This is a genomic window from Vibrio sp. JZG120 (assembly GCF_053890955.1).
Window position 1 is genome coordinate 39,950 of sequence record NZ_JBSRRK010000008.1, and the last position, 19,843, is coordinate 59,792.

Annotated in this window: 17 protein-coding genes; 1 reads left to right on the top strand and 16 read right to left on the bottom strand. The window is 45.1% G+C overall.

Annotated features, from left to right (window positions below):
- Nucleotides 1–45: 45 nt before the first annotated feature.
- The 16 genes from dnaE to rpsB all read right to left on the bottom strand — a co-directional run bounded on the left by dnaE (nucleotide 46) and on the right by rpsB (nucleotide 18,563).
- The gene (dnaE, locus tag ACWPOD_RS16410; protein ID WP_005385364.1) at nucleotides 46–3,525 is read right to left on the bottom strand and encodes a DNA polymerase III subunit alpha; all 3,480 of its coding nucleotides are present in this window, start codon (nucleotides 3,523–3,525) and stop codon (nucleotides 46–48) included.
- A gap of 81 nt (nucleotides 3,526–3,606) precedes the next feature.
- Complete coding sequence (rnhB, locus tag ACWPOD_RS16415) at nucleotides 3,607–4,242, bottom strand: ribonuclease HII (protein ID WP_167426315.1); 636 nt, start codon at nucleotides 4,240–4,242, stop codon at nucleotides 3,607–3,609.
- 9 nt (nucleotides 4,243–4,251) lie between these two features.
- Complete coding sequence (lpxB, locus tag ACWPOD_RS16420; protein WP_104970852.1) at nucleotides 4,252–5,391, bottom strand: lipid-A-disaccharide synthase; 1,140 nt, start codon at nucleotides 5,389–5,391, stop codon at nucleotides 4,252–4,254.
- 119 nt (nucleotides 5,392–5,510) lie between these two features.
- Nucleotides 5,511–6,299, bottom strand: coding sequence for an acyl-ACP--UDP-N-acetylglucosamine O-acyltransferase (gene lpxA / locus ACWPOD_RS16425; RefSeq protein ID WP_167426314.1), 789 nt, complete (start codon nucleotides 6,297–6,299; stop codon nucleotides 5,511–5,513).
- Nucleotide 6,300: 1 nt separating this feature from the next.
- Nucleotides 6,301–6,753 (bottom strand): 3-hydroxyacyl-ACP dehydratase FabZ, encoded by a 453-nt coding sequence (fabZ, locus tag ACWPOD_RS16430; RefSeq protein ID WP_005380349.1) that lies wholly within the window; start codon nucleotides 6,751–6,753, stop codon nucleotides 6,301–6,303.
- Between the two features lie 232 nt (nucleotides 6,754–6,985).
- The gene (gene lpxD, locus ACWPOD_RS16435; RefSeq protein ID WP_005380347.1) at nucleotides 6,986–8,017 is read right to left on the bottom strand and encodes a UDP-3-O-(3-hydroxymyristoyl)glucosamine N-acyltransferase; all 1,032 of its coding nucleotides are present in this window, start codon (nucleotides 8,015–8,017) and stop codon (nucleotides 6,986–6,988) included.
- A gap of 6 nt (nucleotides 8,018–8,023) precedes the next feature.
- Entirely contained in the window at nucleotides 8,024–8,533 is a 510-nt protein-coding gene (locus ACWPOD_RS16440; RefSeq protein WP_005391804.1) for an OmpH family outer membrane protein, read from the bottom strand.
- A 13-nt stretch (nucleotides 8,534–8,546) separates the two neighbouring features.
- Nucleotides 8,547–10,961 carry an outer membrane protein assembly factor BamA gene (bamA, locus tag ACWPOD_RS16445; protein ID WP_456232063.1) on the bottom strand — a complete coding sequence of 805 codons (2,415 nt, stop codon included), beginning with the start codon at nucleotides 10,959–10,961 and terminating at the stop codon, nucleotides 8,547–8,549.
- A gap of 44 nt (nucleotides 10,962–11,005) precedes the next feature.
- Complete coding sequence (gene rseP, locus ACWPOD_RS16450) at nucleotides 11,006–12,364, bottom strand: sigma E protease regulator RseP (RefSeq protein ID WP_456232064.1); 1,359 nt, start codon at nucleotides 12,362–12,364, stop codon at nucleotides 11,006–11,008.
- Nucleotides 12,364–13,569: a 1-deoxy-D-xylulose-5-phosphate reductoisomerase gene (ispC, locus tag ACWPOD_RS16455; RefSeq protein ID WP_047008882.1), complete on the bottom strand. Its 1,206-nt coding sequence runs from the start codon at nucleotides 13,567–13,569 to the stop codon at nucleotides 12,364–12,366. Before ispC ends, rseP begins: the two co-directional genes overlap by 1 nt.
- Before the next feature lie 50 nt (nucleotides 13,570–13,619).
- Nucleotides 13,620–14,462: a phosphatidate cytidylyltransferase gene (locus ACWPOD_RS16460; protein WP_048625888.1), complete on the bottom strand. Its 843-nt coding sequence runs from the start codon at nucleotides 14,460–14,462 to the stop codon at nucleotides 13,620–13,622.
- 12 nt (nucleotides 14,463–14,474) lie between these two features.
- Nucleotides 14,475–15,230, bottom strand: a complete 756-nt coding sequence (locus ACWPOD_RS16465) for an isoprenyl transferase (protein ID WP_006741661.1) — start codon at nucleotides 15,228–15,230, stop codon at nucleotides 14,475–14,477.
- A 96-nt stretch (nucleotides 15,231–15,326) separates the two neighbouring features.
- Complete coding sequence (gene frr, locus ACWPOD_RS16470) at nucleotides 15,327–15,884, bottom strand: ribosome recycling factor (protein ID WP_005380330.1); 558 nt, start codon at nucleotides 15,882–15,884, stop codon at nucleotides 15,327–15,329.
- A gap of 99 nt (nucleotides 15,885–15,983) precedes the next feature.
- Entirely contained in the window at nucleotides 15,984–16,709 is a 726-nt protein-coding gene (gene pyrH, locus ACWPOD_RS16475) for a UMP kinase (RefSeq protein ID WP_005380329.1), read from the bottom strand.
- Between the two features lie 147 nt (nucleotides 16,710–16,856).
- Entirely contained in the window at nucleotides 16,857–17,702 is an 846-nt protein-coding gene (gene tsf / locus ACWPOD_RS16480; protein WP_012841502.1) for a translation elongation factor Ts, read from the bottom strand.
- Between the two features lie 132 nt (nucleotides 17,703–17,834).
- On the bottom strand, nucleotides 17,835–18,563 hold the full coding sequence (rpsB, locus tag ACWPOD_RS16485; protein ID WP_012841501.1) for a 30S ribosomal protein S2: 729 nt from the start codon (nucleotides 18,561–18,563) through the stop codon (nucleotides 17,835–17,837).
- Between the two features lie 384 nt (nucleotides 18,564–18,947).
- On the opposite strand from rpsB, the gene map reads away from it, so the two are divergent.
- Nucleotides 18,948–19,826, top strand: a complete 879-nt coding sequence (map, locus tag ACWPOD_RS16490; RefSeq protein WP_005380326.1) for a type I methionyl aminopeptidase — start codon at nucleotides 18,948–18,950, stop codon at nucleotides 19,824–19,826.
- Nucleotides 19,827–19,843 lie beyond the last annotated feature (17 nt).

Below are 19,843 nucleotides of genomic sequence, written 5' to 3' on the forward strand. Positions count from 1 at the left end.
TATGAATCCTTGTTTACTCAGCGTCTAACACATTGCGCTGAATTTTTAGTTAAATTCGAGTTCTACCTGGCTTTTGCCAAGTAACTGTTTTAAATCGTCGAGTAATGTATCACTTGGCGTTACTCGCCACTCGGTGCCCAATGTTAACCGCGCTCTGGCGTCGGCACGCTGGTAGTATACATTGACGGGTACGGTTCCAGCTTTGTGCGGTTCTAAAATACGGCTGAACTGCTCAAAAAACTGATCGTTGATCTGATTTGCATCTATCGATACCGACAAACCACGAGCGTATTTCTCGCGCGCACTGCCGAGATCCATAACTTCACGCGCCGACATTTTAAGGCCACCGTTGAAGTCATCAAAGCTGACCTGTCCAGAAACGACCAAAATTCTGTCTTTTTCGAGAAGTTCAGCGTATCGATCCAGCGCATCGGAGAACAACATCACTTCCATACGACCACTTCGGTCATCCAGTGTCATAATACCAATTCGTGTACCACGCTTGGTCGTCATTACACGAGCGGCAATAACCAGGCCGGCTACCGTGACAGATTGATCGCGGCGAGTGGGCGTTGCGTCTTTTAGTCGACAACTGGTGTATTTGTTTAGTTCCTTTACGTAGGCGTTAATTGGGTGCCCTGTCAAATATAGACCTAGGGTATCACGCTCGCCCTCTAACCACACTTTTTCTGGCCAAGGCGGAACCTGCGTATACTTATGCTCTACTTCTTCAGGCGCATCCGTTAGCACACCAAACATATCCGTTTGACCAAACGCCTCAGCTTGGTGATGTTGACTTGCTGCTTTTACCGCATCATTGAGTGACGCCATCATCGCCGCGCGGTGTGGGCCTAGTCGATCCAACGCGCCCGCGTAAATCAGCTTCTCTATCACTCGTTTATTGACGCGTTTTAGATCAACTCGAGCACAGAAATCAAATAGGTCTTTAAAGTGACCACCTTTATTTCTTGCCTCAAGAATCGCATCGATAGGGCCCTCACCTACCCCTTTTATCGCACCAATACCGTAAACAATTGCGCCATTTTCATCAACATTAAAGCGATATAGGCCAGAGTTGATGTCTGGTGGCAGCACGGTGAGCTTCATACGGAAACACTCATCGACCAAGCCAACGACTTTTTCCGTGTTATCCATATCAGCTGTCATTACCGCGGCCATAAATTCGGCAGGATAATGGGTTTTCAGCCAAAGAGTCTGATAAGAAACCAATGCATAAGCAGCAGAGTGCGATTTGTTAAAACCATAACCAGCGAACTTCTCTACCAAGTCGAAGATTTTCATCGCCAACTCGCCATCGATACCGTTCTTTATCGCACCTTCTTCAAAGATAGCACGTTGTTTTGCCATCTCTTCTGGCTTTTTCTTACCCATTGCACGACGGAGCATGTCCGCACCACCTAGCGTGTAACCCGCTAAGATCTGCGCAATCTGCATTACCTGCTCTTGGTACAGGATGATGCCGTAGGTTGGATCAAGCGTCTCTTTTAGCGACTCGTGTTGCCACTTTTCATCTGGATAAGAGATCGCTTCTCGACCATGTTTACGGTCGATAAAGTTATCTACCATGCCCGATTGCAAAGGACCCGGACGGAAGAGTGCTACCAATGCGATAATGTCTTCGAAACAGTCAGGCTGAAGTCGTTTGATCAGCTCTTTCATGCCCCGAGATTCAAGCTGGAATACTGCTGTCGTTTCAGAGTTTTGCAACAAACGGAAAGAGGCAGGGTCTTCTAACGGTATGGATTCAATTTGAACTGGTTCTTTACCTTCTCGCTCTAGACGTGGGTTAATCAGCCCTAACGCCCAGTCAATAATGGTTAAGGTACGTAAACCCAAGAAGTCAAACTTAACTAGGCCAGCGGTCTCAACATCGTTTTTATCAAATTGAGTAACCGGGAAGTGACCTTCAGCGTCTGCATAAATTGGCGCAAAATCGGTAATTGTTGTAGGTGAAATTACAACACCACCAGCGTGTTTACCGGCGTTTCGCGTACAGCCTTCCAAAATATGACACATGTCGATGAGTTCTTTAACTTCCTCATCGGCCTCATACAATTCAGGTAGCGCAGGTTCAGCTTTAAACGCCTTATCTAGCGTCATGCCTGGATCAGGCGGGATCAGCTTTGAAATACGATCAACAAAACCAAATGGATGACCCAATACGCGGCCAACGTCACGGATTACCGCTTTTGCCGCCATCGTACCAAACGTGATGATCTGAGATACCGCGTCGCGACCGTACATTTCCGCAACGTGGTCAATAACCTGGTCACGTTTATCCATACAGAAATCGACGTCGAAATCGGGCATCGAAACACGTTCTGGGTTCAAGAAACGTTCGAATAGCAAATCGTATTCTAATGGATCCAGATCGGTGATTTTTAGTGCGTAAGCCACCAAAGAACCAGCACCGGAACCACGTCCAGGACCTACAGGAATTCCATTATCTTTTGACCACTGGATGAACTCCATTACGATCAAGAAGTAACCAGGAAATCCCATTTGGTTGATAACATCTAGCTCTATCTGAAGACGTTCATCATATTCAGGGCGGCGACGTTTCCTCTCTTCCTCATCTGGAAATAGGAACTCTAAACGCTCTTCCAAGCCCTCTCGGGATTTCATGACTAAGAACTCAGTCTCTTTCATCCCTTCAGTTGGGAAGGCTGGTAGGAAGTACTCCCCTAAGCGCACAGTCACGTTACAACGCTTCGCTATCTCGACACTGTTTTCTAACGCTTCAGGAATATCAGCAAACAGCTCGCACATTTCTTCTTCTGTACGAAGATATTGCTGCGGACTGTAGTTTTTTGGCCTGCGCGGATCTTCTAATGTGTAACCATCGTGAATCGCTACGCGTATTTCATGAGCATCAAATAGGTCTGGACTCAGGAATACAACTTCATTGGTCGCCACTACTGGCAAGTCTTGCTGCTCTGCCAATTCAACTGCAAAGTGAAGATAAGTTTCTTCATCTGGACGACCGGTACGAAGTAACTCAAGATAAAAGCGATCTGGAAAATGCTGTTTATAAAAATCAACACACCCTTGCACTATTTGACGGTTGCCTTTCAAAAGGCCGCGACCAATTTCCCCGCTTTTACCGCCGGATAATACAATCAGGCCTTCAGACATTTCAGCCAACCAGGCTTTATCAATCACAGGGTGGTGTTGAACATGTCCACGTAAGTACGCTTTTGATATCAATAACGTCAGGTTCTTATAACCCACATTATCCGCCGCAAGCAAAGTCACTTGAGTCAGCTCTTCACCAAACTCGTCCGACTGCATTTTAAAGTCAGCACCAATGATCGGTTTAACACCACTGCCATGTGCTGTACCGTAAAACTTCACCAAACCACATAGGTTGGTAAAGTCGGTCAACGCCATTGCGGGCATACCGAGTTCAGCAACTTTCTTTACGATTGGCGGAACTTTGTTGAGGCCATCCACCATCGAGAAGTCACTATGAACACGCAGGTGGATGAATTTGGGATCTGACATTAACAGGTACCGTGTAACTCTATTTTATTGGGGATTCTAACCTAAAGAGGTTGGGTTTATAACACCAATTAGATCGTTTGATTATTCTATGCCTAACGCTTTTTTTACTGGCTTGAAACTCTTGCGGTGTTCACTAATCACTCCGTGTTGCTCAATCGCTTCAAAGTGCGCTTTAGTTGGGTAACCTTTGTGCTTCGCGAAGCCAAATTGTGGATGAAGTTTATCCAACTCTTCCATCTCTTGGTCACGCACGACTTTGGCAATAATGGAAGCCGCACTGATTTCGGCAACACGTAGATCGCCTTTTACTACAGCTTGAGCATCCATTGGCAGCTCCGGACAACGGTTACCGTCAATCAACACCAAATCAGGTTGAACCTGTAACCCCGCCACTGCGCGCTGCATCGCAACCATAGTCGCCTGCAAAATATTCAGTTGATCGATTTCTTCAGGAGAACAACGTCCGACCGCCCACGCCAAAGCTTTTTCTTTGATTTCAGGAAGCAGCGCCATGCGTTTCTTTTCGGTCAATTTTTTCGAATCGTTCAAACCTTCAATAGGATTGTTAGGATCAAGGATAACCGCAGCGGTGACGACGTCTCCCACCAAAGGGCCACGTCCTACCTCGTCGACTCCGGCCACAAACTGATAACCTTGTGGATATTCAAACGGAGGGAGTTCAACTTTGGTTTTGGTCGCTTTTGGTTTAACAGCCATGATAAATCTCTATTTTTCAATCAGTTTTAGAACCGCGTTTGCGGCTTGTTGATCCGCATCTTTACGGATCCAATGATGCATTTCCGTAAACTTATCTAACATCGGTTTATTGTCGCTTTCCAATAAGCGAGAAACCTCAGTAAACAAATTGTCTGGTGTGCACTCATCTTGTAGATATTCTTTGACGAGCTCATCATCCGCCAAGATATTCGGCAATGACACATACTTCGTTTTCAATAGACGTTTAGCTAAGAAAGCGGTAAATGCATTCACACGATAACCCACCACCATTGGACGCTTGAGAAGCATACACTCCAACGCTACGGTACCAGAGGCCAGCATCACTGCATCGGATGCGGTGATGACGTTACGTGCGGTGTCATCAACTAACTTGAAGTCCAACTCTGGTGCGAGCTCTTTCCATGCTTGTTCAAACTGCTCACGGCGTTTTTGATTAACAAGTGCGACAACAAACCCCAGTTCTGGAAATTTTTTATGAAGTAACTTGCAGGTTTCAATAAATGGCTCAGAGAGCATTTTTAACTCGCTACCACGACTGCCTGGCAGGACAGCAAGCCACTTTTTATCTTGTTCTAAACCAAGCAACTCACGTGCAGGCACTTGTTCTGATTCAAGTGGGATGGAATCAGCCAAGGTATGACCAATGAACTCGCAAGGCACATTAAATTTGTCGTAGAACGCTTTTTCAAAAGGAAGAAATGCTAACACCAAGTTCGTTGCCGCTTCTATTTTAAAGATGCGCTTCTGACGCCAAGCCCAAACAGACGGACTCACGTAATGAACGGTTTTAATGCCCGCTTGCTTGAGGTCAAGTTCTAGACGTAAGTTGAAGTCAGGAGCATCGATCCCGATGAAAACATCAGGCGGATTCTGAGTAAAATACTGAACGAGCTCAGCTTTCACTTTAAGAAGTCTCGGTAAGCGGCCTAAAACCTCGACTAACCCCATCACCGCAAGCTCTTCCATATCAAACAGAGACTCGCAACCTTGGGCTATCATTTTCGGACCGCCAATGCCTACAAACTCTGCGTCTGGATATTGTTGCTTTACTGCTTTGATAAAGCCTTCACCTAGCGTATCGCCAGACAATTCTCCGGCAATGATGCCAATACGTAATGGTCTTTCCATATCTACTTCGCTATTTTTCCTGTGCGCTATGGATAACGGTTTGCCTTATCCATAAAACACAAAAAGATCGTAACCTCAAATTCGGTCACGATCTTTTTATTTATTGGTTCATTCGCCAATTAACGAATAATGCCACGTTCCGTCGTTTCCAGAATATCTGAGAAACGCTTCACAGCCGGCCAATCTTGAGCCATTTCAGCCAGAATAGGCTTCACTTCTTCTAGCGTCTTACCTGAACGGTAGATTTCTTTATACGCTTTTTGCAGCGCACGAATCTCTGGTTTCTCAAAACCATTACGCTTCAAGCCAACAAGGTTCAAGCCGAAAGGAGTCGCGTGGTTACCTTGCGCGAGTACGTAAGCTGGGACATCTTGCACCACTGCTGAGCAGCCGCCAATGTACGCGTAAGCGCCCACTGTACAAAACGGGTGAATCGCAGACAGTGCCATCACACCAGCATAATCATCAACAGTAACGTGACCACCAAGAATCGAGTTATTACCGATATGAGTGTGGTTACCAATAACAACATCATGCGCAACGTGTGCATTCACACACAATAAGTTGTCATCACCAATGATCGTGGTTGCTTTGTCCTGCACTGTGCCGCGGTGAACTTGGACCGCTTCACGAATGACGTTACGATCACCGATAACCACAGTTGTGTCTTCACCACCGTATTTTTTGTCTTGGTTTTCTTCGCCAATGACAGCATGCGGGAAAATACGGTTATCTTTGCCAATAGTCGTGTGACCTTTGATCACAACGTGAGACATCACTTCTGTGCCTTCACCAATTTCAACCGTAGAGGTGATGTACGTAAAAGGACCGACAGTTACGTTAGCACCAATTTTGGCGCCCTCTTCTACCACCGCTGCCGGGTGGATTTTAGCGGTTTCATGAATCATATTAAAACTCTCGACGAGCACACTTCAGTTCTGCAGAACATACCACTTCGCCGTCAACTTTTGCTACACCGCTAAATGCAGCAATGCCGCGACGTTCTTTCAGAAATTCTACCTCAATAACCAATTGGTCGCCCGGAACCACTGGTTTACGGAATTTCGCGCCGTCTACGCTTGCAAAGTAGTACAGTTCATTTTCTGTTGGTGCACCAAATGATTTAAATGCAAGTAAGCCTGTTGCCTGAGCCATTGCTTCTAAAATCAAAACACCTGGGAATACTGGTAGTTGAGGAAAGTGACCTGTGAACTGAGGTTCGTTAACCGACACGTTTTTAATCGCGTGAAGGTACTTCTCTTCTTGGAAGTCTATCACTCGGTCGATCAATAAGAATGGGTAGCGATGAGGTAGTAGCTCTTGAATTTCAGAGATGTTCATCGTTTTCTTTTCAGTAGTCAAAGTCGTCTTCCTATATCAATTTTTTGCCGCCAAGATGGCAAACGTGGCAACAGGTCGTAAAGCCGAATCGCTTTGCAATATACTAGCAAAATACGCACCATCTTGGAGTTAAATCTACTTAGAGCGCGTCATTATAGAAGAAAAAGACCCGCATTTCGCGAGTCTTCGTACAGAATATGGAACTAGAGCCTGTTAGCTTTCACGTTAAATACAGAGCGAAAGATAACTTGTTCTAAATTTCTTCTTTCTGTTCCAGCTGTTTTTCAACCGCTTTCAGGCGCTTATTCATCTCATCAATACGGTGAACTCGAGTTGCAGTTTTACGCCACTCTCTGTTCGTTTGTAGTGGAATACCTGATGAGTAAAGGCCTTTTTCTTCGATACTGCGCATTACCATGCCCATACCTGTAATCGCCACACCATCTGCGATAGTGATATGGCCATTCAGAACAGACGCGCCGCCAATCTGGCAGTACTTACCAATTTTTGTACTGCCCGCGACAATAGTACCACCAGGCATCACGGTACCATATCCGATCTGCACGTTGTGCGCGATTTGAAGTTGGTTATCCAGAATGACATTGTCTTCAATGATAGTATCTTCGAGTGCACCGCGGTCAATCGTAGTACAAGCACCAATCTCAACGCGGTTACCGATACGCACTGAACCAAGCTGAGGAATTTTAATCCACTCGCCTTTGTCATTCGCATAACCGAAGCCATCAGAGCCAATGACGGTGCCCGATTGAACAAGACAGTCATCACCCAATGACACTTCATGATAGATAGTGACATTAGCCCAAAGCTTGGTGTTATTCCCTAGCTTGGCGTTCTTACCGATAAAACAACCAGCGCCAACACTTACGTTGTCGCCGAGTTCCACGCCCGTTTCAATCACGGCGTTAGCGCCGATTGTAACGTTCTCACCCATCTTAACGTCAGCGGCAATCACAGCACTTGGTGCAATATCGTCTGCCGGTTTTGGTGTGGTATCCATCGCTTGGACCACACGAGCAAATGCGACATAAGGGTCTGAAACCACTAGCGCATTTCCAACGCATTGATCTTTATGCTCAGCCTTTACCATAACAACGGTAGCTTGGCACTCAGAAAGGTGTTTTGCGTATTTTGGGTTAGACAAGAAGGTTACGTCACCTTCTTGTGCTTTATCCATTGGGGCAACACGGCTTACAACGAGAGACTCGTCACCAAACAGCTCACCCCCGGTAATTGTCGCCAATTCGGCTAATGTTAATGTCTTCATAACTTCTTATTTTAGAGCTTTAATTACGTCTTCAGAAATATTGTATTCTGGCTTGCCGTACTGCAAAGCAGAGATATCAATCACAAGATCGTAACCATTTTTGTCTGCGACTTTCTTAACTGCATCTTGAATCGTTTTGAAAAGCTTCGCTTTTTCTTCAGCTTCACGACGCGCACTTGCTTTTTCAAGTGCTTGTGCTTTCACTTTGTACTCGCTGTCTAGCTTCGCGATATCGATACGTAGCTTTTCAACTTCGTCTTGACCCAAAAGCTCGCCGTCACGTTGTAGCTTTTCGATCTTTGTTTTAGCTTGTGCTTGGATTGACTTCAGTTCATCAGCTTTGCTTTTGAAGTCTTTTTGCATTTTTTGTAGTACAACTTCACGTTGAGGAAGAGCTTGGAAAACTTGAGCTGTATTTACGTAAGCAATTTTCTGTGCAGCTTCTGCCGCATTTGCAAACATTGAAGAGCTCAGTACAAGAAGGCCAATCCCAGCCGCTTTGATCATTTTATTCAAAATATTTTCCTCTTTAGAAAGTTCTACCGATAGTGAATGTGAAGAACTCTTCATCATCGCCATCAAATTTCTTAATTGGTTTCGCTAGTGAGAATACTAGTGGCCCCATTGGAGACATCCACTGCAACGCCGCACCGTAAGAAGAGCGGTAGTTGGTTGGATCTGAGTAATCGTAGTAGTAACGGTCACCATATTCCGCACCTGAATCGCGGTAGTCAAACTCCGTATCCCAAACACTTGCCATATCAAAGAAGATACTGGTACGAATTTGGTTTTGTACTTCTTCTGATGCAAATGGTGTTGGGACAATCAACTCAACACTTGCTAGCGCTACGGCGTTACCACCAACAGAGTCATCTGTTGCTGTATCTGCGCCATTGTTTGAACCAGATGTATCACGGTAAACCGCTTTAGGACCAACAGAGTTTGAGCCAAAGCCACGAAGCGATGTAAAGCCACCTGCGTAGTAGTTTTCGTAGAATGGGAACAAGTTATCGTTACCATCTGTTTGACCGTAACCATTACCGTAACCTAAGCGGCCACGGAACAAGAGGGTAAACTCGTGCTTTTTAGTCAATGGCACATACTGACGAACATCGTACTGCATTTTGAAGTATTGAACGTCAGAGCCAGGTACGGTCATTTTATAGAATGCACGCTGATGGTTACCTGCCGTAGGGAAGTAGCCACGGTTTAAGTTATTACGTGTCCAAGAGATATTGAAATCGAAGTCGTTCGTGTTCAACGCTCCACTAGAATCAATGTTGTCTGCTTGTGCTCGTAAGAACTGCTCTACCTGCAAGTAAGGCGATAAGTTACCGATCTTGTTGTGCGTATAACCGACACCGAATTCAAAACGGTTCAGCTCATCGAATGGGAAGCCCCACGTTAAGCTCGCACCATAGCTTTCGTTGGTATAGTCAACGATATTAGCTTCTTTCGCTTCAAATTCGTTGTAGAAGACCTTACCACCTAAGCTAACACCGTCTAAGTTCCAGTACGGGTCTCGGTAATCTAGACTGATGTTTTTCTGGTAGTCATTCATCATCGCGTTGATACCAACACGGTTACCGCTACCAATAAAGTTATCTTGTTGCAGGCCAACCTGGAAGCTCACACCCGATTCTGTACCGTAGCCAACACCGAAGTTAACGCTACCAGAGTTCGCTTCTTTGACAGAGTAAACTAGGTCAACTTGATCATCACTACCAGGAACTCGAACCGTCTGTACTTCAACATTTTCAAAGTAGCCCAAACGGTTTAGACGAGTTTTACCCGTTTCAATCGATTTCGAGTTTAACCAACTGCCTTCCATCTGACGCATTTCACGACGAAGGACTTCATCTTTGGTTGAGTTGTTACCCGTGAAGCGGATATCACGAACGTAAATTCGGTTACCTGGATCGACGTTAACGACCAAAGATACTTCTTGATTCTCATCGTCAAACTCAGGAATGGTATTCACTTGAGGATAAGCGTAGCCGGACTCACCAAGCACACGTTTAATACCCTCTTCCATTGAAGTGACCAACGAGCCGTTGTACGTCTCATTGTCTTCAAATGGTACAAGTCGTTCGAACGTCGCTTCCTCACCAATCAAATCACCACGGAACTTTACGTCCTTGACGGTATAAACCTTTCCCTCTTCTAAGCCAAGAGTAATGTATACCCCTTTCTTGTCAGGAGAGATTGCAACTTGTGTCGAATCAACGTTAAATTTTAAGTAACCGCGGTCCAGATAGAATGATTTGAGCGCTTCAATATCACCTGCAAGCACTTGTTTTTGGTACTTTTCGTCAGACAGGAAATTCCACCACGGCACATCAACATTCAAGTTAAAACGAGAAAGAAGGTCCTCATCGCTGAAAACTTCATTGCCGATAAAATTGATTTGCTGAATTTTTGCCGACACGCCTTCAGTAAAGACAAACTTTAGGTCAGAACGGTTACGTGGCAGTGGAGTCACCACAGCTTTTACTGTGGCGTTGTATTTACCTACGCTGTAGTAAAAGTCTTCTAAGCCTTTTTCAATGTTGCTTAGCGTGGTGCGGTCAAGCGCTTCGCCTTCACGAACACCAGATGCGTTCAGGTTTTCTTGTAGCTGCTCGTCCTTGATTGCTTTGTTACCAGAAAATGAGATGCTGGCAATGGTAGGACGTTCTTTGACTTGAACCATCAGAACGCCGCCGTCACGTAACACTTTCACATCTTCAAAGTTACCAGATGCATACAGTGCACGGATAATCTCTGCAACATCGCCTTGGCCAATGGTATCACCGACACGTACAGGCATTTTCAACAACGCAGCACCCAGTGCTACACGCTGCAATCCATCGATTTCAATATCTTGAACTACGAAGTTCTCTGCTCCATTTGCAGATACACTGGTCGCCAGTAAACTTGCAAATAGAATTCGCTTAATCGCCATACTTGTTCTAATTATTCCTTGCTACTGCTTTTGTCTCTGAACTATCACAGACGAGTAAAATCATTAAATAGCGCTAACGCCATGAGCGAGAAGATGATCGCACCACCAATTCTAAAGCCCATTTCCTGCACTCTCTCAGAAACGGGACGTCGAATGACTGCTTCAATTGCAAAAAACAACAAATGACCGCCATCCAACATTGGTAAAGGAACGAGATTAATAATACCTAGGTTAACACTAATTAGAGCGAGAAAACCTAAAAAGTAGACCAAGCCATAATCAGCCGTCGCACCTGCGCCTTTGGCTATTGATATTGGACCACTCAGATTATTCAGACCAACGTCACCAACAATCAGTTTCTTAAGCATGCTGATTGTCAAGCCAATGACTTGGCCGGTTTTGTCTACCGCCTTACCTACTGACTCGAATACACCAAACTGAAGGTCGAAGCGATAACTTTCTGGCCATTCTGCGACTTTAGGTGCAATACCTGCAAAACCAACGACTTCTTTGTTAGCTAGCTCACGGCTACCAGGCGTCAGCGTTAATGTTTGCTCATAGCCCTGACGCAATACCGTTAATTCAATCGGTGTATCAGGATTAGAGCGAACCGCTTCAACAACCTGCTTCCACTCCGTGACGCGTTGTTCACCAATAGCGACAATCTCATCACCTGGAAGCACACCTGCTTTTTCCGCCGCTCCACCTTGCGAAACCTGTTCGATAACGCGATATACCTCCGGTGTATACGGCGCAAAACCTAACGACTGCATCGCAGACTGAGTTTCAGGGTCGAACTCCCATTCGCGCAGATCGAGAGTTTTCGTTACTTCTGAACCAACTTCATTCGCTGACGTCAGTGTTACTGTCATCAAATCATCGCCAATATGAGAAATCAATCCCATATTTACCGATTCCCAATCCGGAGTTTTGATACCAGATATCGATTTAAGTTCCATTCCAGATTCAATTCCGGCTTCTGCGACGATCGAATTGGGCGTAACTTCACCAATTACTGGCTTAACTGCTGGGATACCAATAAGAAATACGAGCCAATAGGCGAAAATTGCGAAAAGGAAGTTAAAGATAGGGCCTGCCGCAACAATAGAGGTTCGCTTCCATAGCGGCTTCTTATCAAACGCTAAGTGCTTCTCATGTTCTGGCACCTCATCAACACGGCTATCAACCATTTTTACATAGCCGCCGAGAGGGATCATTGAGATGCTGTACTCCGTTCCGTCTTTGCCTACCTTACTCCAGATAGACTTGCCGAAACCGATTGAAAACTTTTCAACTTTCACGCCGCAACGGCGAGCAACCCAAAAGTGCCCAAACTCGTGCACAGCGACAAGAATGCCCAGTGCGACGATAAAAGAAATGAGATTCCACAATATACCAGTCATCAGATACGCTCGCGTATGGTTTCTAGGGCAATAGTTCGTGCCATTCTATCTAGCTCTAACAAGCTTTCCAAGCTATTCGCATTCTCAGCTTTGCAGCTTGCATTGATTTTATTCAACACAGACTCATTGATGCGAGCGATATCCGTAAAACCTAGGCTGTTATTTAAAAATGCATCAACAGCGACTTCATTCGCTGCATTCAGTGCCGTTGTTGCATGTTGACCTTCATAACAAGCGTCAATTGCTAGTTTTAGACATGGGTAACGAGCAAAATCAGGTTGCAAAAACGTCAATTCGCCAATTTGCGTGAAGTCTAGTGGCTTAACCCCAGCTTCAACCCTTGATGGGTATGACATAGTCAGTGCAATAGGAGTCGCCATATCCGGCTCACCCATTTGTGCCAAAACCGAACCATCGCGGTATTGAACCATTGAATGAATAACAGACTGCGGATGAATAATAACCTTTAGCTGCTCGCGAGCCGCATTAAACAACCATTTAGCTTCGATATACTCTAAGCCTTTGTTCATCATCGTGGCTGAGTCAACGGAAATCTTTGGTCCCATCGACCAGTTTGGATGGGCGATCGCCTGTTCAGGAGTCACCTTTTCCAGTTCTGCGATGTCAGTGTAACGGAAAGGACCACCAGAACCAGTCAGCAAAATATGAGAAATGCCATGTTCTTGTAAATTACAACGACCTAAATTGGTTTGTACTTGCTGTGGTAAGCACTGGAAAATAGCATTGTGTTCACTATCGACGGGAAGTAGCTCCGCACCAAACTCTTCTACGGCATCAATAAATAACTGGCCTGACATGACCAGTGCTTCTTTATTTGCCAACAATACTCGCTTACCAGCTTTCACAGCAGCCATGGTAGGCAGTAGACCAGCCGCTCCGACAATAGCAGCCATCACACTGTCAACTTCGTCCAATGATGCAATATGGCATAGAGCATCCACACCACCTAATACTTCGGTGTTTGGCGAAACCAAATGTAACTCAGATTGGAGTTGAATCGCTGCGGCTTTGTCCGCCATTACCGCGTATTTAGGTTGCCACTGACGACATAGCCCGATCATCTTTTCAACGTTGGTGCTTGCCGCTAAGGCAACGACAGAAAACAGCTCTGGGTTTTGTTCGACCACTTTAAGCGTGCTTGCACCAATAGATCCAGTAGCACCAAGAATCGTTAACTTTTGCATGTTGTAAGACCGTTAGAAAGCTCAGGAGCGACAATGCCGCTCCTGATAAATTAGAATACGTAGTAAAGAAGAGCAAAAACTGGGAATGCTGCGGTTAGGCTGTCAATACGATCGAGCACACCGCCATGTCCTGGGATAATGTTGCTGCTGTCTTTAATGCCTGAGACACGCTTGAACATACTTTCCACCAGATCGCCGAGCACTGATATAACAACAGTAACCAACGTAATCAACACCATATGGACAGGACTGGAGAACTGAATATCAAACCAATCAGCAAATGCCCACGCCACGATCAATGCCGTGATAATGCCGCCAATAAGCCCTTCAATGGTTTTATTCGGACTGACATGTGGCGCCATTTTACGTTTGCCTAAGCTTTTGCCTGCAAAGTAAGCACCGCTATCTGCAGCCCATACCAAGAAACAAACGTATAACACGAGCTTTGCTCCGTGGTATGGATCTACCGTAATGTCATGAGCTCTAAGAATAACTACACTCCAAAGGAATGGAATTAATGTCAGAAAACCAAACACATGGCGTAAAACAAAATTATTTTGCCAAGATTTCGTTGTTTTGGGATAAGTAATCGCCATTAAGCTAGCAATAATCCACCAAACAAAACCAAGGCCCAGCACAACATAATGAGGCGTTGCTAAATGGTTGAGGCTATGTGCGTCAGGCGAAATATATAGAAAACTAAGTCCGGTAACAATGACTGCCGGAACGAGGGCAGCAAAGCGAGAGTTGCTTCCTGTAAATTGAGTCCACTCCCAAAAACCTAATAGGGTAATTGCAGTTAAAGCGGCAATAAAGCCCATTAGGGGTAATTTAAAAATGCCTAAAATAACCAGGGGAGCTAAAATTAGTGCTGTTATTATTCTCTGTTTCAAACTAACTAGTCCTTATTGAGCTGCCATCAATGCCTTTATTTGTTCACCTGTACAGCCAAAACGACGTTCTCGATTGATAAACCAAGTTACAGCTTCAACTAAGCTGTCTTCGTCGAATTCCGGCCAATACTCGGGTGTAAAGTACATTTCTGCATAAGCCATTTGCCACAACATAAAGTTGCTGATGCGACACTCTCCACTGGTACGAATCAAAAGATCCACTTCAGGTAAGTCTGCCATGGTCAAATGCTCAGTGATTAGCTGCTCATTGATATCCTCTACACGAATCTCACCGTTGCGTGCTTTTAACGCTAACGTTTTGGCCGCTTCTGTGATGTCCCACTTACCGCCATAATTGGCTGCAATGTTGATCACCATCCCCGTGTTACCTGCCGTTAGATTTTCAGCTTCTACAATCTTCTTTTGTAGACGCTCACTAAATCGACTGGTATCACCGATCACGCGCAACCGTAAATTATTTTTGTGTAGTTTTTTTACTTCACTAGACAGGACCGTGATAAACAGTTCCATCAAAAGACCCACTTCTTCCTCCGGACGACGCCAGTTTTCACTACTAAAAGCAAATAGCGTCATGGCTTTAATGCCAAGCTTTGAAGCAGCAGCCACGGTCTTACGAACGGCATTAACGCCTTTTTTGTGACCAAATACGCGAGGTTTTCCTTTGGACTTAGCCCAACGGCCATTACCGTCCATAATGATGGCAATATGCTTAGGAAGGGAATCAGAGAAGGCTTGAGAATTTTGCATAGGGAGTTAATTGAGTTCCATCAGTTGGATAGACTAACATAAAAAAACGCTGAGCTGTGAGCACAGCGTTTTCCAACAGTGATGTGTGTGGGAGTATTAAACTTCCATCAACTCTTTTTCTTTTGCAGCAAGAACTTCATCGATCTTCTTAACTGCAACGTCAGTTAGTTTTTGAATTTCGTCTTGTGCTTTACGGTCTTCATCTTCAGAGATTTCTTTATCTTTTAGAAGCGCTTTAAGATCGTTGTTTGCGTCACGACGGATGTTACGAACAGCAACACGACCACCTTCAGCTTCACCACGAACGATCTTAACTAGGTCTTTACGACGTTCTTCCGTTAGCGGTGGAAGTGGAACGCGGATGATAGTGCCAGCTGACATAGGGTTTAGACCAAGGTCAGACGTCATGATCGCTTTTTCTACTTTCGGCGTCAGCTCTTTATCGAAAACCGTGATTGCAAGTGTACGTGCATCTTCAGCAATAACGTTTGCTACTTGGTTTAGAGGTGTTGCTGCACCGTAGTATTCTACAGAAATACCAGATAGTAGGCTTGGGTGTGCACGACCTGTACGAATTTTAGAAAGGTTGTTCTTAAGCGCTTCAACGCTTTTATCCATGCGCTCTTGCGCGTCTTTTTTGATTTCGTTAATCACAGTTTCACCTTAAAAATGTCATCTTTCCTGAAGAAAGCCTAAAACGGTTGAGCAAAGCAAACGCCACCCTAACGCTTTGGGTGGCACCTTAGGACAAGCTTATTCGTTGATTAGCGTGCCTTCTGCTTCGCCCATAACCACGCGACGTAGTGCGCCTGGCTTGTTCATGTTAAATACGCGGATTGGCATTTTGTGGTCACGAGCTAGCGTAAACGCCGCCAAGTCCATCACTTTCAGCTCTTTATCCAGAACTTCTGCGTAAGATAGCTTATCATACAGCTCTGCGTCTGGGTTTGCTACAGGGTCAGCAGTAAATACACCATCAACTTTCGTCGCTTTTAGTACAACATCCGCTTCGATTTCAATACCACGTAGGCAAGCAGCAGAATCCGTTGTAAAGAACGGGTTACCCGTACCAGCAGAGAAGATGACAACACGGCCTTGGCGAAGCTCACGGATCGCATCAGCCCAATTATAGTCGTCACATACGCCTTTTAGAGGAATGGCAGACATAACGCGCGCATTCACGTATGCACGGTGAAGAGCATCGCGCATCGCTAGGCCATTCATTACTGTAGCAAGCATACCCATGTGGTCACCAACTACGCGGTTCATACCAGCTTCAGCAAGGCCTGCACCACGGAACAAGTTACCGCCACCGATAACTACACCAACCTGAACACCCAGTTCAACCAGTTCTTTAACTTCTTGTGCCATGCGATCAAGGACCGCAGGATCAATACCAAAACCGTCTTCACCTTGAAGAGCTTCACCACTCAGTTTTAATAGAATACGTTGATACGCTGGTTTAGGGTTCGTAGTCATGGAGTTTACCTTCCAAAGAGAGTTGTTGATTAACAGTCATGAATAGACACAAATTCAGTTATGGCTATTCATCACGGCTAATCGTTCACTGCTCATAAAAAGACCGCAGCCAAGGCTACGGTCTAATCTTTATACAGTCTCTAAGGATTAACCTTTTTGAGCTGCAGCAACTTCTTCAGCGAAGCTCATTTCTTCTTTCTTCTCGATACCTTCACCTACTTCTAGGCGAACGAATGTAGAAACTGAAGCGCCTTTTTCTTTCAGCATTTCACCTACAGTTTTCTTAGGTTCCATGATGAAAGCTTGACCTGTTAGAGAGATCTCGCCAGTGAATTTCTTCATGCGGCCAACAACCATCTTCTCAGCGATTTCAGCAGGCTTGCCTTCGTTCATTGCGATTTCAACTTGAACCGCTTTCTCTTTTTCTACTACGTCAGCTGGTACGTCTTCTGGGTTAACGAACTCAGGCTTAGAAGCAGCAACGTGCATTGCAACGTGCTTAAGAGTTTCTGCGTCGCCTTCACCAGCAACAACAACACCGATTTTCTCACCGTGACGGTAAGAAGCAATTGCAGTGCCTTGAACGTATTCTACGCGACGGATAGTGATGTTTTCACCGATTTTAGCTACAAGAGCTACACGTGCGTCTTCGAATTGTGCTTGTAGCTCTTCAACAGTCGCTTTTGAAGCTAGAGCTGCAGCTGCAACTTCTTCTGCGAATGCAGTGAAGTTACCGTCTTTAGCAACGAAGTCAGTTTGGCAGTTAACTTCAAGAAGAACAGCAACGCCGTTTTCTTCTTTGATGATGATTGCGCCTTCAGCTGCAACGTTACCAGCTTTCTTAGCTGCTTTCGCTGCGCCAGATTTACGCATGTTTTCAATTGCTAGTTCGATGTCAGCGTTTGCTTCTACAAGCGCTTTCTTACATTCCATCATGCCAGCGCCAGTACGCTCGCGAAGTTCTTTAACTAGAGCAGCAGTTACAGTTGCCATTCTGTATTCCTCGTTTGATTCGAAATAAGGTAAAAAACAGGGGCCTAACATTGTCGGCCCCCATTGCTAACTATAACTTAGTTTATGCTACACAAAGGTTTCACATAGACCAAGTGTGACACAGAGCCGCTATTATTCAGCTTCTACGAAACCGTCTTTTTCAGCAACTGCAGCTACGTCTTTGTTACGACCTTCAGATACTGCTGAAGCAGCAGCGTTCAGGTATAGCTGTACAGCGCGGATCGCGTCGTCGTTACCTGGGATTACGTAGTCAACGCCGTCTGGGTTAGAGTTAGTATCTACCACAGCGTATACTGGAATACCTAGGTTGTTAGCTTCTTTAATTGCAATGTGTTCGTGATCAGCGTCGATTACGAATAGAGCGTCTGGTAGGCCGCCCATGTCTTTGATACCACCAAGAGATTTCTCTAGCTTCTCCATTTCGCGAGTACGCATTAGAGCTTCTTTCTTAGTTAGTTTGTCAAAAGTACCGTCTTGAGATTGAGTCTCTAGATCTTTTAGACGCTTGATAGACTGACGAACTGTTTTGTAGTTTGTAAGCATACCGCCTAACCAGCGGTTGTTTACGTAAAACTGGTTGCTTGCGATTGCAGCTTCTTTAACAGCTTCAGATGCAGCGCGCTTAGTACCTACGAATAGAACTTTACCTTTCTTCTCGCCAACTTTAGCTAGTTCAGCTAGAGCGTCGTTGAACATTGGTACAGTTTTTTCTAGGTTGATGATATGAACTTTGTTACGAGCGCCAAAGATGAATGGCTTCATTTTTGGGTTCCAGTAACGAGTCTGGTGACCGAAGTGAACACCAGCTTTTAGCATATCGCGCATTGATACAGTTGCCATTTTAAATTCCTCTATGGGGTTAGGCCTCCACATTCCCCATAACTCCGACCAAGCTTCTGCTCAGCACCCCGGAATATGTGACGGAATGTGTGTGATTTAAAGATAAAAGGTTATTCGGATGAAGCTTGCTTCGCCGCTTAGCTTTGCTAAACGAAGAGAACAGTCCTCTATTCCGGCGCGCTTTATACCATATTTTAGCTCACTGTGGCTAGTAAAAATTATTTCTTCACCGTGCCACTTTCTCCTATTTATAAGCAAAACTTTAAACATACGATCGAATTAAGAATGATGCATATTCCTATCTAACTTGGGTTAACGCCCCGATGTCTGATAGAATGCGGCCATTCGCACGTTTACGTGCTTAGGAATAAGTAGAGAAAGCCAATGTCAATCAAGATTAAAACTGCTGAAGAAATAGAACGCATGCGCATTGCGGGCAAGCTGGCCGCAGAGATTCTAGAAATGATCGAACCACACATCAAAGTTGGTGTGACGACAGAAGAGTTGAACAAAATCTGTCATGAGTACGCTCTAGAAAAAGGCGCATACTCTGCTCCGCTTGATTACCATGGTTTCCCTAAGTCGATTTGTACTTCAATCAACCATATCGTATGCCACGGTATTCCAGCAGAAAAAGACGAAATCGGTAGCAACGGTCAAATGAAGCCAGCGGTACTAAAAGATGGCGACATCTTAAACGTTGATATTACCGTAATCGTTCCAAATGACGAAAATGCGGATCTGAGCGTGCGTCCTCAAGGTTACCATGGTGACACTTCTAAGATGTTCCTAGTCGGTGATGTTTCACCTGCAAACAAACGTCTATGCATGGTTGCTCAAGAAGCACTGTATGTTGGTATGCGTACCGTAAAGCCAGGTTCAACGGTTGGTGACATCGGCACAGCTATCGAGAAATACATCAAAGAGAACAACAAAAACAACCCTCGCAACAAGTTTTCTATTGTGAAAGACTTCTGTGGCCACGGTATCGGCGATGAGTTCCATGAAGAACCACAAGTGGTTCATTACAAGAACAAAGACCGCCGCGTACTAAAAGAAGGCATGTGCTTTACTATTGAGCCGATGATTAATGCAGGTAAATTTGGTTGCTCTGTTGACGCTCAAGACGATTGGACCGTTTACACAGGCGACGGCAAGAACTCTGCTCAATGGGAACATACCATTGTTGTAACAAAAGAAGGTTGTGAAGTACTGACGCTTCGTAGTGACGATACGATTCCTCGCCTAATGAAAAACGCGTAAAGCTGACGACCACTCGT

What these genes read in the sequence shown, in the direction of transcription:
- ispC (WP_047008882.1), bottom strand. Translation starts at nt 13,569, where the DNA reads ATGCAAAAGTTAACGATTCTTGGTGCTACTGGATCTATTGGTGCAAGC.
- rnhB (WP_167426315.1), bottom strand. Translation starts at nt 4,242, where the DNA reads ATGGCTGTTAAACCAAAAGCGACCAAAACCAAAGTTGAACTCCCTCCG.
- pyrH (WP_005380329.1), bottom strand. Translation starts at nt 16,709, where the DNA reads ATGACTACGAACCCTAAACCAGCGTATCAACGTATTCTATTAAAACTG.
- lpxA (WP_167426314.1), bottom strand. Translation starts at nt 6,299, where the DNA reads ATGATTCATGAAACCGCTAAAATCCACCCGGCAGCGGTGGTAGAAGAG.
- rseP (WP_456232064.1), bottom strand. Translation starts at nt 12,364, where the DNA reads ATGACTGGTATATTGTGGAATCTCATTTCTTTTATCGTCGCACTGGGC.
- dnaE (WP_005385364.1), bottom strand. Translation starts at nt 3,525, where the DNA reads ATGTCAGATCCCAAATTCATCCACCTGCGTGTTCATAGTGACTTCTCG.
- ACWPOD_RS16465 (WP_006741661.1), bottom strand. Translation starts at nt 15,230, where the DNA reads ATGCAAAATTCTCAAGCCTTCTCTGATTCCCTTCCTAAGCATATTGCC.
- lpxD (WP_005380347.1), bottom strand. Translation starts at nt 8,017, where the DNA reads ATGAAGACATTAACATTAGCCGAATTGGCGACAATTACCGGGGGTGAG.
- rpsB (WP_012841501.1), bottom strand. Translation starts at nt 18,563, where the DNA reads ATGGCAACTGTATCAATGCGCGATATGCTAAAAGCTGGTGTTCACTTC.
- lpxB (WP_104970852.1), bottom strand. Translation starts at nt 5,391, where the DNA reads ATGGAAAGACCATTACGTATTGGCATCATTGCCGGAGAATTGTCTGGC.
- tsf (WP_012841502.1), bottom strand. Translation starts at nt 17,702, where the DNA reads ATGGCAACTGTAACTGCTGCTCTAGTTAAAGAACTTCGCGAGCGTACT.
- bamA (WP_456232063.1), bottom strand. Translation starts at nt 10,961, where the DNA reads ATGGCGATTAAGCGAATTCTATTTGCAAGTTTACTGGCGACCAGTGTA.
- map (WP_005380326.1), top strand. Translation starts at nt 18,948, where the DNA reads ATGTCAATCAAGATTAAAACTGCTGAAGAAATAGAACGCATGCGCATT.